This is a genomic window from Bacillus sp. SSR7, from assembly GCF_055902415.1.
The window spans coordinates 25,194-39,904 of sequence record NZ_JBVVXV010000011.1 but is presented as its reverse complement, the minus strand read 5'-3'; the positions used below and the strand labels follow the sequence as shown (position 1 = coordinate 39,904).

General features: G+C 36.8%; 15 protein-coding genes. 8 read left to right on the top strand and 7 right to left on the bottom strand.

Translation table 11 applies throughout. The features are described 5' to 3' along the window. The first annotated feature begins 1 nt into the window (after position 1). The gene (locus tag AC0NJG_RS18485; protein ID WP_474063275.1) at positions 2–1,273 is read left to right on the top strand and encodes an FtsW/RodA/SpoVE family cell cycle protein; all 1,272 of its coding nucleotides are present in this window, start codon (positions 2–4) and stop codon (positions 1,271–1,273) included. A gap of 101 nt (positions 1,274–1,374) precedes the next feature. Here AC0NJG_RS18485 and AC0NJG_RS18480 read toward each other — a convergent pair whose 3' ends face one another. Together AC0NJG_RS18480 and helD are read right to left on the bottom strand one after the other, a co-directional pair. Continuing rightward, positions 1,375–1,938, bottom strand: coding sequence for a hypothetical protein (locus AC0NJG_RS18480; RefSeq protein WP_474063274.1), 564 nt, complete (start codon positions 1,936–1,938; stop codon positions 1,375–1,377). Between the two features lie 88 nt (positions 1,939–2,026). Continuing rightward, complete coding sequence (gene helD / locus AC0NJG_RS18475; RefSeq protein WP_474063273.1) at positions 2,027–4,360, bottom strand: RNA polymerase recycling motor HelD; 2,334 nt, start codon at positions 4,358–4,360, stop codon at positions 2,027–2,029. Between the two features lie 278 nt (positions 4,361–4,638). On the opposite strand from helD, the gene AC0NJG_RS18470 reads away from it, so the two are divergent. Continuing rightward, positions 4,639–4,884: a cytoplasmic protein gene (locus AC0NJG_RS18470; RefSeq protein ID WP_088327933.1), complete on the top strand. Its 246-nt coding sequence runs from the start codon at positions 4,639–4,641 to the stop codon at positions 4,882–4,884. 82 nt (positions 4,885–4,966) lie between these two features. Here the strand turns inward: AC0NJG_RS18470 and prsA are convergent, their stop codons facing one another. Next, entirely contained in the window at positions 4,967–5,833 is an 867-nt protein-coding gene (gene prsA, locus AC0NJG_RS18465; protein WP_071723759.1) for a peptidylprolyl isomerase PrsA, read from the bottom strand. A gap of 425 nt (positions 5,834–6,258) precedes the next feature. Further along, positions 6,259–6,453 carry a hypothetical protein gene (locus tag AC0NJG_RS18460; protein ID WP_000172692.1) on the bottom strand — a complete coding sequence of 65 codons (195 nt, stop codon included), beginning with the start codon at positions 6,451–6,453 and terminating at the stop codon, positions 6,259–6,261. 118 nt (positions 6,454–6,571) lie between these two features. Between AC0NJG_RS18460 and AC0NJG_RS18455 the strand changes: the two genes are divergently transcribed. Beyond that, on the top strand, positions 6,572–6,907 hold the full coding sequence (locus AC0NJG_RS18455) for a DUF1878 family protein (RefSeq protein ID WP_000383660.1): 336 nt from the start codon (positions 6,572–6,574) through the stop codon (positions 6,905–6,907). Between the two features lie 5 nt (positions 6,908–6,912). On the opposite strand, the gene AC0NJG_RS18450 is transcribed toward AC0NJG_RS18455, so the two are convergent. The 3 genes from AC0NJG_RS18450 to AC0NJG_RS18440 form a co-directional block, all read right to left on the bottom strand. After that, entirely contained in the window at positions 6,913–7,470 is a 558-nt protein-coding gene (locus AC0NJG_RS18450) for an HTH-type transcriptional regulator Hpr (RefSeq protein ID WP_000834918.1), read from the bottom strand. 298 nt (positions 7,471–7,768) lie between these two features. Further along, positions 7,769–8,131, bottom strand: coding sequence for a YtxH domain-containing protein (locus tag AC0NJG_RS18445; RefSeq protein WP_000030301.1), 363 nt, complete (start codon positions 8,129–8,131; stop codon positions 7,769–7,771). Between the two features lie 178 nt (positions 8,132–8,309). Next, complete coding sequence (locus AC0NJG_RS18440) at positions 8,310–8,744, bottom strand: HIT family protein (RefSeq protein WP_001016840.1); 435 nt, start codon at positions 8,742–8,744, stop codon at positions 8,310–8,312. A 560-nt stretch (positions 8,745–9,304) separates the two neighbouring features. Between AC0NJG_RS18440 and ecsA the strand changes: the two genes are divergently transcribed. The 5 genes from ecsA to AC0NJG_RS18415 all read left to right on the top strand — a co-directional run bounded on the left by ecsA (position 9,305) and on the right by AC0NJG_RS18415 (position 14,697). Continuing rightward, positions 9,305–10,048: an ABC transporter ATP-binding protein EcsA gene (gene ecsA, locus AC0NJG_RS18435; RefSeq protein WP_001292602.1), complete on the top strand. Its 744-nt coding sequence runs from the start codon at positions 9,305–9,307 to the stop codon at positions 10,046–10,048. Then, positions 10,041–11,252 (top strand): ABC transporter permease EcsB, encoded by a 1,212-nt coding sequence (gene ecsB / locus AC0NJG_RS18430; protein ID WP_087951581.1) that lies wholly within the window; start codon positions 10,041–10,043, stop codon positions 11,250–11,252. The genes ecsA and ecsB overlap by 8 nt, the downstream gene beginning before the upstream one ends. A gap of 13 nt (positions 11,253–11,265) precedes the next feature. Continuing rightward, positions 11,266–11,973 carry an ecs operon protein EcsC gene (ecsC, locus tag AC0NJG_RS18425; protein ID WP_000634127.1) on the top strand — a complete coding sequence of 236 codons (708 nt, stop codon included), beginning with the start codon at positions 11,266–11,268 and terminating at the stop codon, positions 11,971–11,973. A 399-nt stretch (positions 11,974–12,372) separates the two neighbouring features. Further along, positions 12,373–13,419, top strand: a complete 1,047-nt coding sequence (locus AC0NJG_RS18420) for an FUSC family protein (RefSeq protein WP_087951582.1) — start codon at positions 12,373–12,375, stop codon at positions 13,417–13,419. A 552-nt stretch (positions 13,420–13,971) separates the two neighbouring features. Next, the gene (locus AC0NJG_RS18415; RefSeq protein WP_087951583.1) at positions 13,972–14,697 is read left to right on the top strand and encodes a (Fe-S)-binding protein; all 726 of its coding nucleotides are present in this window, start codon (positions 13,972–13,974) and stop codon (positions 14,695–14,697) included. Positions 14,698–14,711 lie beyond the last annotated feature (14 nt).

Genomic DNA, 14,711 nt, shown 5'->3' with positions numbered 1-14,711 from the left:
ATTGAATAAAAAAGGGGATCGTTTTGTAAGCGAAGTTACGAATCATATTAAATCAAAAGAAGCAAAGAGCTTTGTAGCAACGGAACTAGATTTTCACCTAAAACAGGCGAAGAACACATGGATAGAAAAAGGTTTGAGTGAGGAAGTCGCTGAAAATAAAGCGGTGGAACAAATGGGAAGTCCGATTAAACTAGGGCAAGAACTTAATAAACTTCATAAGCCAAAGGTGGATTGGTTTTTACTTATTTTATTAGTGGCTGCTATGGGGTTAGGTTTTTTGCCAGTTCTAGCTTTTGGATATATGGATGACTTACTAATGAATAAGGTGATATCTGTTATTCTCGGCATTGCAACAGTTGTAGTGATGATGCTGACTGATTACCGGAAGTTAGAGAGATTAGGGTGGCTGTTTTACACAATTGGGGTACTTATTTTGTTAATATTATATTGTTTTCCGAGCGTTTCGGTGGCTGGAGAACCGTTAATAAAAATTGGGCCCGTTGCAATTAGTCGTTTAATGGCAGTGCCGTTCTTTTTTCTAGCCTGGGCTTCTTTTTTCAATAATAGTAGGTTGAAAGTTAGGTATCTCGTCGCTTTATATTTATTTTCGCTATATTTATTCTTAATTGGATCCGCTTTTTCAACAATGTTTATTTATATCGCAATGGTCTTCGTTATGCTTTGGTGGAGTAAATTAGGAAAGAAAACGGCAGTGATTATTACAGCTGTACCCATTTGCTTATTTATTATTAGGATGTCCTTTTCTCTGCATTCAGTGAAAAATTACTACTGGCCTACCTTTTTAGCATATATAAATCCAGAGCGTGATGCGCGTGGCGCAGGGTTTATGTATATACGTTTAAAAGAGGCGATGTCGTCAGCAGGTTGGTTTGGTACAGCTGGAGATACAAGGTTCATCCCTGCTGGAGATACTGATTTTGTATTTGCTAGTTTGACTTACTATTATGGATATTGGCTTGCGCTCATTCTTGTCTTAGTTCTTTCTCTTTTTACAGCAAGATTAATAGTCATCTCTTATAAAATAAATGATCGGTACGGTAAATTGCTGCTCGTTGGTGGAGTGACTCTTTTTGTATTCCAGTTCATTTATAATGTTGGAATGATACTAGGATTATTGCCGCATGCTGCTATATCCTTACCTTTTATTAGCTACGGATTAACGCCGACTGTATTTCATGCGCTTTTAATGGGAATCGTACTGAGTGTATATCGACGTAAAGATATGTCGTTTAGAATAAGAAAAACACCTTGATACTTATATAAATTGCATGTAAAAGATTGTATTATTATGATCAAGTATAGACATAAATAGAGAGCAGAAGAGGGGTATGATAAATAACCCTCTTTTCGTGTTTAAATAAGTGCACTCTCTTTAATAGAAATACATAATTCAGAACGAGAAATTGATTCAGCTAGTTGCTGTAAATAGGCGTATTCTTCCGCGTCTATTTCAGAAGTATTAGGATCCAATACAGGTGAAGAAAGAAGTATATCAATCGTAACTATGTCTGCATCATGAGAGACGATATTATAACCTGCAAATACAGGTTGTTTTAAGTCTTTTACTTTTTGAATCATCTGATGGAATTTCGTAACACTTATATGGATTTGTGCGAATGGAAAGCATTTTTTGGTAGGATTCCCGATGGTCTTTCTAATTTTATAATCGTATACATAGTAGTACTTTTCTTGCTGCTTGAGTGTTTGCAACTCTTTCGTTAATAAGTGGTATTTGTCTGTAAGTCCAGTTGTAAGTGCATCGTGTTCTTCGCCAACTAATAATGTGAAAGGTCTTGGTGAGGAGATTGAAATGGTGCGGACGTTTAGGTCAGTAAAAGTGTGCTTAGATTGTAAAATGGTATGTAATTTTTCGGTAGGAAATTCACCGTCATAAATAGCAATAAAATAATGGTTCATCTTTTCGCTCCTTAACTTTTTTCTAAACTGATATATTCTACTTTAAAGGTGTAAGTCCTGCATAAAAAAGAAAACACCTTGATTGTTATCAAGGTGTTGTAATAAGCTCAAAACTCTCCGAATCAGCCTCAAGAATAAAAGGACTAACCTCGCCAACGCTATAAAGTTGTAATTCATGCATTGCGCGCGTACAAGCAGTGTAGAATAATCTACGAACGCTCTCATCGCTGTATACATCTTTAGAAGCATTGTAAATAATAACAGCATCAAATTCGATACCTTTCGCTAAGTAAGCGGGGATCACGACGATGCCTTGCTCATACTCAGCTGAGTTACTCTTCACGAGTTTAATATTCTCGATATGACTAAGCGCTTCGTATGCAGCGGCACTTTCAGCTGCAGATTTACATATAATTGCGATCGTATTGTGCTGCTCTGTTTGTAGTTCAGCAACTTTGGCAGTAATATGTTCGTGCAGTTCGCTGTCATTTGATACTTTCGTCACTGTAGGTTTCTCGCCGTCACGTTCAAAGGCGTGAATGTTCTTTCCTTCTGGTACGAGAGCACGTGTGAATTCAATAATTGGTTTTGTTGAGCGATAGCTACGAGTTAAGTTAATGCCGTTTGTTTCATCCGGTCCGTATAAGCTAGTGAGCGTATTGAAATTCATTGCTTCACTTGCATGGGCAAATATTGCTTGGTTAAAGTCTCCAAGTACAGTCATTCTTGCAGCAGGGAAGAGACGTTTTAAAAACTCGAACTGAAATGGTGAATAATCTTGCGCTTCGTCTACGAGTACGTGCTTAATCGATCTATTTGTTTGGAAGCCTTCAATTAACTCTTTTAAAAGTAAAAATGGAGTTGCGTCCTCGTAATATAGCTTTCCTTCATCTAACATGTTCACCGTTAATGAGCAAATGTCATCCCAGTTTTTCGGTTTTTCTCCCGTAACCCATGATGCATCTGTGAATAGCTGTTTATATATGCCTGTGAAATTGATAAAGCGCAATGTTTGAACACCTTTGCGAAGTGGTTTCAATTTTTTACGGACAATCATACGTCCAAGTACTTTCGCTTCTTTCTCAAAATCGTTAAAGGAGTTGTCGTCAAACTCACCTTTTTTCTGCAAGTATTTATAAGCCTTTTGATATTCATCTTTACTAAGTAATTCAATTTCCTCTTCTACCCAAGGTTTTTTCAGTTCTGCTTTTTCAATTTCATCTATTTGTTTATTTAGCCAATCCGTTAACTTTTCAATTCGATTATGGAAACGGAGGGAGGAGTCGGTATTGTAAAATTGCTCTGTAATTTTTTTAGCAGAAACAATTAGCTTTCCTCTAAACTTCATTCCTCTAAATAGCATACCTGAAGATTCAAGAGATTGTCTGTACGCTTGAATCATTTCGAAAAATTGAGTAGATGCTTTAAAGCGAATGCTTGCATTTCTCGTTTTATAGATAGGGCTATTTGTTTCAGTGAGCATATATTCTAATTGCTCGTATGGATCTTCCACGTCAAATGACTTACTTAGTCTATGATTTAAATATTCTTGGAATGTCACTTGCTGCATATTTTCTTCGCCGAGTTCAGGTAGTACGTTAGATACGTAGCTATTGAACATAGAGTTAGGGGAGAAGAGAATAATTTGATCTGCTTTTAGCCATTCGCGATATTTATATAGTAAGTAGGCGATTCGTTGCAGCGCAGCGGACGTTTTACCGCTACCAGCAGCTCCTTGCACGATAAGAAGTCGGCCTTCATCGTGACGGATAATTTCATTTTGCTCGCGCTGAATTGTAGCGACGATACTTTGCATATGTTTGTTTGTACCTTTTCCGAGTGCTTGTTGTAGGATTTCATCGCCAATTGTAAGGCTCGTATCGAACATAGAATCAATCTTGCCATTTTGAATAATGTATTGTAATTTTTTCTCCACATTGCCGTGAATTACGCCTCCTGGTGTACTGTATTCAGCCGGTCCTGGTGGATAATCGTAGTAGACACTCGAAATGGGTGCGCGCCAGTCATATATAAGAAAGTTTTCTCCGCTAGCATCAGTAAGTGTAGCAACGCCGATATAAATTTGCTCTGCAGCGGATTCTCCTTCTTCTTTGAAATCAATCCGTCCGAAATAAGGTGCTTTATGCATGCGTCTTAATGCGGCAAGTCGATTAAAGGTGTGCTTATGAGTAATTTGTGTGACAGCTAGTGACTGAGCTTGTTGTCTTAAGTTGATAACTGTTTCAAGATAATCATCAAAAGTATCAGTATTCACTTTTACATCATCCCAAAAGTGTTTACGAATATTGATTACTTCTGCTCGGCGTCTGCCAGTTTCGTTTTCCAGTTTATCAATTTGCTGCGTAATCGTTTCGATTACGGTATCTAATCGTTTTTGCTCTTGATCAAGTTTTTTGTTCATACGGTAGCACTCCTTTAAAAGTGAAAAATAGAGGTTGACTGAAGATGTGTTTTGGTGTACAATTAAGATACGGATAAATACGTTCCTTTCGTTTTAGGAAACGTGTTTCTGTACTAATTTAACATAGTTTTTGAATTTAATCAATGATAATAAGCTAAACCTTGATTCCGTGTGGCGTGGATCGAGGTTTTTTGTGTTTTTCTTTAAGGGAGAATTGCAATTTTATTGAGGAGAATGTAAGTAAAGCAAAGAAGAAAATCAGGAATAGGGGGATACTGATGCAAAAGTATTTTGAGGAAGCACATCGATTTTGTTCTCGTAATAGAAAGCGCTTAGAAAAGGATGTTATATGTGGTTGTTTCTATTGTTTAGAAATTTTCCATCCAGAAAAAATTACAGAGTGGTGGGATGATGATAACACAGCAGTTTGTCCGCATTGCGGGATTGACTCTATTATAGGCGAAAGTTCTGGATTTAAAATTACAGAAATGTTTTTAAGTAAAATGCATAAAAGATGGTTTTAGTTAAACGAATGAAAAAATAAACTTTCGTTAACGAAGAGGATACATAAAAAAGCTCGGGCCTAAGCCCGAGCTTTTTATTTCATTATTTCTTTTCTTCTTTTTTAGCGTCAGTTTTCTTCTCTTCGAAAAGATCTTTCAAATCTTTATCGTCAACTTTTACGTCAGCTTTTTTGATTTCTTTCATCATAAGGTCGTTCATGAATTCGCCATCTTGTGCTTTCTTCTGAACGATTTCTTTTTTGATGTCAGCTTTAGATTGTTCGAATGATTTTTCTGGCTCTTTAATGTCTGTTACTTTAATGATATGGTAACCGAATTGTGATTTCACGGGTTCGCTTACTTCATCTTTTTTCAGCTTGTAAGCAGCCTCTTCGAATTCTTTAACCATTTTACCAGGTCCGAAGAATCCTAAGTCTCCACCTTTTTCTTTTGAACCAGTATCTTCAGAGTATTGTTTTGCTAACTCTTCGAAAGATTTACCTTGTCCAAGTTCTTCTTTTACCTTTTTCGCAGTTGCTTCATCTTTTACAAGAATGTGGCTTGCTTTAATTTCAGGCTTGTAGTTGTCTTTTAATTCTTTATCAGTGATTGTTTTCTCGATAGCTTTTTCTTGCGCTAATTGAGCACGCACACCATTTTTTATAGTTTCTTCTTTAATACCTTGTTGTTTTAATAGTGTATCGAATTGATCACCGTATTGTTTTTTCATTTCATCGAACTTTTTGTCTACATCTTTGTCTTCGACTTTGTAGTTTTTAATAAGTACTTTTTCCATAACCATGTTGTTTAGTACTTGTTTACCATATTGTTGTTTCATTTGCGTGTAGAAATCTTCTTTTGTAATGTCACCAGCTTTAGAAGTAACAACTTTGTCTGATGATGATGATGTTCCACATGCTGATAATGCGATTACACTTGTTGCGGCTAAGGCAAGCATAGCTTTCTTCATTCAATAAACACTCCTACTATTATGTATTTTTAATTTATCCTATACCGATGAATTTTAGTTCATAAGAGCCCGATTAAGTCTCACTGATACTTTTGCTTTTTATATTGGTAAAGCGCGCTTAACAGGGCTTACCGAGGCTTTAGGATAAAGTTAAGATGCGTGTCATTTATTTCATAGTATAAGCAATATGTACAAAATTTAATATATCATATTTCGACGTGTTTTCATATTGATAAAGAAAAATTAACCAGTACGTGTCAGATTTTGAAGGTGTACCGTAATGGGCATATGCCGCATATACAGAAAAGAGGAGGGGATGGGGATGAATTCTCAACTTATTTTATTACTTGTACTGTTTATTTTATTGGTTATAGTAGGTATAATTTGCTTATAGAGGAAAAAAGTGAGGAAGGGGCTTTCCTTCCTCACTTTCCATGAAATATAATTTCTATATAACTAGAAATTAATAAAATTGTTATACATACATTAATAACCCGAAAGACACCGGGTTGGCGGCTCGCAGATATTTGTTTTCGTTCACACAGTGTATGTGTCATGAAATTCGTGTAAAATATAACAAGAAGTGCGAATGCGACAAAAACAACTGTTATAAGTGTCATGAGGCGAGACCTCCTTTTGGCTAAAATACATATACTTTATATATTGTATCATACGATATTTTGTTCGTGTTATAAAATTCAGAAATAGAAGACTTTGTGTTAGAAAGTGAGGGAGAAAATGGACGTTGTTAGAAGATTAGAACAAGCTGAATACTACGTAGACCTACTATTTAAAATGATTGATGAAGAAAAGTGTCCATTTTATTCTTTGATCATAAAGAAAAAAGCTCGTAAAAAAGATGTTGAACGTATACTACATCTTTGTGAAAAGCTGAACGAACAATATGTAGCGGAGAAAGCAGAAGGACTTCTTTTGTTTGATGCGCTGTTAGATCAATTTGAAAAAGCGCTTCCACATCAGCTCGAAGTACACGAAACTGCGGAAGCGCTAGCAAAACAAGGTTTATTCAAACCGCTTATGAATGAATTCTTAAGCATGATTGCGAAAAAGTAAATAGATTACTTCTTAACTAACTTTTGATCGGATTCTGTAAAGTTCTCTTCAATATCTTCTAATGATTTCTCAAAAATATCGATGAAGTCTTGTCCGTAAATGTTACGCAAGATAGCAATCAGTTCGATATTTTCTGGGAACTTCCCATAAAAATTACGAAGTGCAAGAGCCCCATTAAACACTGAATTATTTTCAGGGTCATACTCCTCCATTAAGCGAAGTAGTAATTCTTCCCCTTTGTCTGTAATTTCAATGTACGTATTTCGTTTATCATCTTCTTTTTTCGAGAATACAAGATAGCCGCGTTCTTCCAACTTTTTCGAGAAGTTAAACGCAGTTGATACGTGCATAACTCCAAACTTAGCAATCTCAGAAATAGAAGCCCCTTTTAAATGATAAGCGATTGTTAAAATATGATGCTCATTAATGTTTAAATCATAAGGTTTAATCCACATCTGCCAATCTTTCTCTACACATTTCCATAACGCTTTCGATAATTGAGCAATGCGTTGGCTGAAAATCATCGCTTCTTTTACCGAGTAATCTTTTTCTCCACTTTTCATATACTCACCCACTTTAACATTCTTTTTCATTACTATCTATTATGCCAGTAAAATAAAAATTAATAAAGTCTTTTTGTGAGAATTGTGAAAATTTTTTAAAAAAATGACATTCTATACAAATCATGCATAACTATGGAAGCGGTTTATGAGTCGTGAATACATGTGTTGTCCATACATGTTAAGTGATAACATATATTGTAAATGCATAAAAACACGGCATATCTATGTGATATGCCGTGTTAAGGTCAATTTATATAAAAAATATTTGTTATATGCAAAAAACTAAGCAGGAATTTGTTTACGCTTTTTCCGGAACAGCTTCTTGTAGTTTCTCAATTGATTTTTGAATGTCCAAAATCTCTTGTTCAATATGTCGTTTGTTTTGAGAAATATCTTGCTTCCAGTTAGAAAGTGTATCGTGCATGTCGTCTTTTAATTCTTGGAACACTTCTTTACCTTCTGAAGCAGTTTCAACGATTTGACGTTTTAATAATTTTGTATCAGCTGTAATATCAGCTAAAGTCTTTTTAATATCATTTCCTTTTTCTTTTAACTTACCGCGCATGTCTTTGCCAGAAGAAGGAGTTGAGAAAAGAACAGCTAGTCCAGCAACTGCTCCGCCGCAAATGACACCTGTAATAAAGGATTTAGCTTTTGACATAAAAGGAGACCTCCTTATTTTTTGTTCGTATTCATGATGTGAAAAAATATGCATATCTTTAAGACGAGGGAAAGGAAAGTGTGCAGTCCCTGGCATCTTAAGTGGAGAAACAAGCCGTGCCATATTTAATCACTTTAGGAAAGTGGCTTGTTATGTATGACTACTTATTATAGTGTCACTATTTCACGCTATTTGCAATTGTACTTGCGATGTTTTGTAAATTTTCCATAGTGTATTCATTCTGATGTGATTTCCAAACAGCACCGAAACCATCGTTTTCACCGTAGCGTGGAATTAAATGAAGGTGGAAGTGGAACACAGTTTGTCCAGCTTTTTCACCGTTGTTGTTAAGTAGGTTAAAGCCAACTGGATTAAACTCTGCTTTAATCGCGTTTGCGATTTTCGGAACGACAGAAAAAATGTGTGATGCGATTTCTGGCGTTAACGCAAAAATGTCTTGTTTGTGAACTTTTGGAATAACAAGAGTATGTCCTTTTGTTACTTGACTAATATCTAAAAATGCAAGCACATGTTCATCTTCGTATACTTTTGAGCAAGGGATTTGCCCATCAATAATTTTACAAAAAATACAATTGTCCGCTGTATGATTCATTGATCTCATCCTTTCAAATATCCTTAGCCGTATTTTACCATAATTACATAAGAGAACAAACACGAAAAACAGGAAGCTGACTCAGCTTCCTGTTTTCTGAAGAGGGATTGAAAAAGCATTATCGTAATTTACGTTTCGCAGACACCTCATTTATTTAAGAAATGCACGGTAAATCGGCTAAAGTTTCTGCCGTAGACACCCCATTTTCAAGTGAAATGAATTGCAATCTTTTATAAAATGAAATTGTTTATTTTTTAAAACAGTATATGCTCTTTCAGAGACACCCCGTTTCGAAAATGAAACAAATAATCTGGTTATGTGTAAATTTCTTTGTCCAACATGGACACCCCATTTCATGATGACTTCACTATGTTGTTGTACTCATCAATAGGTGGTCGCTTTTTCAATGTGTTCCTTCTTCAATAATTATGATGTCCGCTTTCGTAATAATATATGCGAACAAATTTAAAATTTTTTTGAACGCATCGATACTATGTAGTACAGCGTAATTTTTGGTAAGATAAATATAGAACGAATATAAATGAAGAAAGTGGTGTCGTATGAGCGAGTTATTGCGTGTAGAAAATGTTACAGGAGGATATACGAAACGACCTGTATTAAAAGATGTTTCGTTCTCTGTTAATAAAGGCGAACTTGTCGGCTTAATCGGTTTAAATGGAGCGGGTAAAAGTACGACGATTAAACATATTATCGGTTTAATGGAACCGAAAAAAGGAACTGTCACAATTAATGGGAAAACAATTCGTGACGATATGACAGCGTACCGTTCTAGTTTTTCGTTCATCCCAGAAACACCAGTATTATATGATGAGCTAACGCTAGAAGAACATTTGAAGTTAACAGCGATGGCTTACGGTGTAGATGAAAAACAATATGAAGAACGTGTAGGACAATTATTACAAGAATTTCGTATGAAAAATCGTTTGAAGTGGTTTCCGTCTCATTTCTCAAAAGGGATGAAACAAAAAGTAATGATTATGAGTGCATTTTTAGTGGAGCCATCTCTTTACATTGTGGACGAACCGTTCGTTGGGCTTGATCCGTTAGCCATCCAATCACTCCTTCAAATGATGGATCAAATGAAAAAGAGCGGTGCAGGTATTTTAATGAGTACACATATTTTAGCGACGGCAGAGCGTTATTGTGATTCATTCATTATTCTGCATCAAGGCGAAGTAAGAGCGAAGGGAACATTATCTGAGCTGCAATCACAGTTTCATATGCCGGGTGCAACGTTAGATGATATTTATATTGCATTAACGAAGGAAGAAGATTATGAATAGCACAGCGTTATGGAAAGAACGATTTCGTCACTTTCTACAAGAAGTTCGTACATATAGTAAATACGTATTTAATGATCATTTAAAATTTATTTTCGTATTCATCATCGGCGCAGGAGCGTATTATTACCAGCAATGGTTACAAACGTTAACACCTTCGTTTCCGACGGCCCTCGTTATGGCAGTGTTGCTTGGGCTCGTATTAACGACCGGATCAATTCAAACGTTGTTAAAAGAAGCAGATCTCGTTTACTTGCTGCCAGTTGAAGAAAAGTTAAAACCGTACTTCACAAAGGCATTTCTTTTTACGTTTATGATTCAGTTATACATAATCGCAATCGTAGCAGCAGCGCTTGCCCCGTTATACTTCCAGCAAATGAAACAAACAGGAGCGGCTTACATATGGATTGTAATCGCGTTTATCATTGTAAAAGCGTGGAATTTATTCGGCGCGTGGGAAAAATCATTCTTAACAGACCAAAATATACAAAGAGCCGATTGGTTCATTCGATTTATTTTAAACGCCTTATTTGTGTATTTCCTTGTAGAACGTACTTCCGTTATGTTTATTAGCGGAATCGTTCTTCTCATGGTGTTATACCTCGTTATCATGCATCAAATGGTGAAGGGAAAGCCGCTGAACTGGGAGTATTTAATTTCTGAAGAAGGTAAAAAGATGATGCTGCTGTACCGCATCGCGAATATGTTCGTTGATGTACCAGCATTAAAAGAGAGAGTAGCACGCAGAAAATGGCTTGATGTCATTCTGTCGATGATAGGCGAAAAGCGTACCTATTTATACTTATATACGAGAACTTTCTTAAGATCTGGTAACTATTTCGGCTTATATGTGCGCCTGCTCGCTCTTGGCGGAGTTATTCTTTACTTTATTCCGTTTTTATATGGACGATTTATCGTAAGTCTTATCTTCCTATACTTAATCGGTTATCAGCTATTAACTTTATGGAAACATCACCGCATGAAAATTTGGCTTGATTTGTACCCAGTAGGCGGAGAAGCGAAGAAAAAAGATTTTCTTACTTTATTAAATGCAATTCTTATTACAGGTAGCGTTATATTTACAATTATATTTGCACTTGCTACGAAAGATTTCATGATGACGGGAATTTTACTAGTCGTAAGCATAGTATTTAGTATCGGTTTCGTTTATCAATACGGGGCAAAACGTATTGAGCGTTTAAATTGAAGGGAATGAACCTATGATTACATATGAAGAAAAGGTTATAAAAGAACTGGAGCAGTGGAAAGCTACATTCATGAAAGATTCTTCTATGATGACACGGTTCTCAAAGAAAGTGCAGACGAAAGTACAACAGCTTATTCCGGCGAAAGTACAAAAAGTATTAACAGAAACGATTCGGATGATGGTGCAAACAATTAGTGCCGGATCAAACTTTATAAAGCCGAAATTAAAAGAGACGAACTGGTCGTTACAAAGACGAGATGATGAAGTACGTAAAAAAATGGATGAGTACAAAAAAATAGCAGCGGCAGAAGGGGCTGGGACGGGAGCAGGTGGTATTCTCCTTGGCCTTGCTGACTTTCCGCTGTTGCTCGGCATTAAAATTAAATTTTTATTCGATGCAGCAACATTGTACGGATTTGATACGAGTGACAAAGAAGAGCGCCTTTTTATCCTTCACGTTTTCCAACTTGCCTTTTCAAGTGACGACCACCGAAAAGAAATATGGAAAGCAATCGAAACATGGGACACAGAAGAAGAAAATCATATGGACTGGGAAAAGTTCCAAACAGAGTACCGAGACTATATCGATTTAGCGAAAATGCTTCAGCTCGTACCAATAATCGGTGCCCCGGTCGGTGCATATGCGAACTATCAATTACTGCAAAGACTTGGGGAAGTAACGATGAATTGTTATCGTATGCGATTGCTTAATAGAAATTGATTTGCTTTATAAGAAAGAAGGCATCCTAACTTCCACAGTTAGGATGCCTTCTTTTTTATATTTATTATTCCCTGTCGAATGAAGGAATGGAGCGCAGTTTCTATAAGATATTTACGGAAATCTTATTAAACCATAACAATATCTGTACCACCTCTAATCAATTACTTATAAGTAGGGTCTCGCCACATCGCCAGCAGCTTAAGAAATTGGCATTTCCCCATATCGAAAAAAATGAGCTGAATTATTATAAATAACTCTGGAAAGATAAAATTTTCATTTTGGGGATACTTCAAAATATTAGCTTGGTGGACATAGGTATCACCACATGTCCATGGATTAAAGAAAGAGCCTATTATTAAACTGTATACCCTACTCTTTGGGTCGGAAGAGGTGCTATAGATGAATGTAAAGACATATAGGGCTCAAGTGTTTTCTTGGTCTAAGGAGACCAAGGTAGAAATAGTAGAACTCATTTCCGCCGGCATAGGTATGGCCGGACCTGTTCTGTTCGCCACAGTTCTAGGCTATCCCGCACTTGGTTTTGCTGCATCGGTCGGCAGTTTGGCAGTCAGTAGCGTGAAAGTCGGTTCGAGTTTTATAAATCACGGAAAAAAGTTGGCATCAGCGCTAATATCAGTAGTGCTCGCTGTAATTGCTGCTGTTCTCTCTTTCGGACATGGCTATCTGACATTTGGAGTCTTGATCCTGCTAGTAAGCTTTGCTGCGTTAATTGGCGGATATAGTCATGCCTTGGCGGTGGCAACAACACGCTTTGTCATATTCCTAATCATCATCCTCAACATGGTCGACCAGACGGAGTACCGGATGGAACTAATTTTTTCAATCTTAGCAGGGGCGATTTGGACCGTCAGTATCAGCTTGGTGCTAGGCATCTGGGTACACCGTTGTTATAAATCATCGTTAGATGGAGATGTGAAAGTGCCAATATCGAAAAAAATCATTCTATGGGGGAATTCTCTTTCACACCTATCCGGTTGGCAATTCCCAATCAGGCTCGCATTATGTCTAGGTATAGCTGAGGGATTGCGAATACTTTGGCCCGAGCACCACTTCTATTGGATTGCAATTACCGTAGCGATCCTTACTCAGCGGAAAATAGAACTCTTTCCAATCAAAACAACACAACGAGTGCTTGGTACAGTAATCGGCGTGATTGTTGCGAGCTTGCTTCTCGCAACTAGTCTACCAATTTGGGGGGGAGTTATAAGTATCGGACTATTCGCAGGTGTTCGACCTCTTCTAAAGGTTCGAAATTATCTTGTATACTCTGCAACGATGATCCCGCTCATTATTTTGATCATGGAAGCCGGCAAGCCGTTCCAGTTTATCATTCTGTTCGACCGTGTATTGGCAACCCTTATCGGTGCAGTCATCGTGATTGCAGTGAACTTGATATTCAGTAGAGCGATGGTGGAATCAGTGTAAAGGTGGTTATCTAGTCAAAGATGCTTTAATATTTCGGGTATCTTTTCCAGTTGAATAAAATCCCCCCTAAAATGAAAAAACGCTATTCTTTCTGTAGAACCCTAAGAAAGGATGGCGTTTTTTTGTGAATCCACCACCTAGTGAAATGGAGGCTGAACTTGGTTTTTCATGCGGCCAATCGCTCGGCAATGAAGCTTCTGTCTTATGGGAAGTATAAAGCGAAACAATCTGAAAGTGGATGGATGAGATATACAAATCCATAAGGTTTACTTAACAGACACTAACTAGCTTGGTGAGCATGAGGCACCGTCACATGCCCATCAAGCTAAGGTCTTTAAGTACCCCCTAAACAAAATTTTTAATTTTTTTACAGTTATTTATGTGAATTCAACTCGTTTTTTAGTTTTAAGAACAATGCATTTTTAAAGTTGATGACTATGCTCAAATTTGAGAGTCTTTTTTTCATATTTCTATTCATATTTTTCATTTTTTTACCAATAATATACAAATAGAGTTACTTGAGCTTATTTTATTGTATGTAGGGGTGCAAATATGAAAGTATCAATTTTTATCACTTGTGTGGCAGATGTTTTTTATCCAGAGGTCGGAAGTGATGTCGTCGAAATTCTTGAAGATTTAGGCTGTGAAGTTGATTTTCCTAAAAGCCAAACTTGCTGCGGACAACCTGCCTATAATAGCGGGTACGTGAAAGAAACAAAAACAGCTGCAAAACATATGATTGAAGTCTTTTCTAGTTCAGAATATGTTGTGGCACCATCGGGTTCGTGCGTGATGATGGTTCACGAGTTTTCTAGCTTATTTTCTGACAGTGAAGCGGAGTGGAAGAAAAAAGCGACGAAGCTTGCGAATAAAACGTATGAATTTACACAATTTCTCGTTGAAATATTAGGGAAAGAAGACTTAGGTGCGGAGCTTCATAAAAAAGCAACGGTTCATACATCGTGTCATATGAGCCGATTAATGGGAATTAAAGAACCACCACAAAAATTATTAAAATGCGTCAAGGGACTAGAAGTTGTTTCGTTGCCACATAATTATGATTGCTGCGGATTTGGAGGAACATTTTCAGTGAAAATGCCAGAAATCTCTGAACAAATGGTCGATGAAAAAGTAAAGCATATTATGGAAACCGGTGCGGACTTGTTAATTGGGATGGATTGTAGCTGCCTAATGAATATAAAAGGACGTTTAACACGAAATGGCTATCCAATTGATGTAAAACATATCGCTCAAGTATTAAATGAAGACCGAAAATAAGAGGGGGAAATAAA

Coding starts and splice junctions, on each gene's coding strand:
- AC0NJG_RS18480 (WP_474063274.1), bottom strand. CDS start 1,938: ATGAACCATTATTTTATTGCTATTTATGACGGTGAATTTCCTACCGAA.
- helD (WP_474063273.1), bottom strand. CDS start 4,360: ATGAACAAAAAACTTGATCAAGAGCAAAAACGATTAGATACCGTAATC.
- AC0NJG_RS18470 (WP_088327933.1), top strand. CDS start 4,639: ATGCAAAAGTATTTTGAGGAAGCACATCGATTTTGTTCTCGTAATAGA.
- prsA (WP_071723759.1), bottom strand. CDS start 5,833: ATGAAGAAAGCTATGCTTGCCTTAGCCGCAACAAGTGTAATCGCATTA.
- AC0NJG_RS18460 (WP_000172692.1), bottom strand. CDS start 6,453: ATGACACTTATAACAGTTGTTTTTGTCGCATTCGCACTTCTTGTTATA.
- AC0NJG_RS18455 (WP_000383660.1), top strand. CDS start 6,572: ATGGACGTTGTTAGAAGATTAGAACAAGCTGAATACTACGTAGACCTA.
- AC0NJG_RS18450 (WP_000834918.1), bottom strand. CDS start 7,470: ATGAAAAGTGGAGAAAAAGATTACTCGGTAAAAGAAGCGATGATTTTC.
- AC0NJG_RS18445 (WP_000030301.1), bottom strand. CDS start 8,131: ATGTCAAAAGCTAAATCCTTTATTACAGGTGTCATTTGCGGCGGAGCA.
- AC0NJG_RS18440 (WP_001016840.1), bottom strand. CDS start 8,744: ATGAATCATACAGCGGACAATTGTATTTTTTGTAAAATTATTGATGGG.
- ecsA (WP_001292602.1), top strand. CDS start 9,305: ATGAGCGAGTTATTGCGTGTAGAAAATGTTACAGGAGGATATACGAAA.
- ecsB (WP_087951581.1), top strand. CDS start 10,041: ATGAATAGCACAGCGTTATGGAAAGAACGATTTCGTCACTTTCTACAA.
- ecsC (WP_000634127.1), top strand. CDS start 11,266: ATGATTACATATGAAGAAAAGGTTATAAAAGAACTGGAGCAGTGGAAA.
- AC0NJG_RS18420 (WP_087951582.1), top strand. CDS start 12,373: ATGAATGTAAAGACATATAGGGCTCAAGTGTTTTCTTGGTCTAAGGAG.
- AC0NJG_RS18415 (WP_087951583.1), top strand. CDS start 13,972: ATGAAAGTATCAATTTTTATCACTTGTGTGGCAGATGTTTTTTATCCA.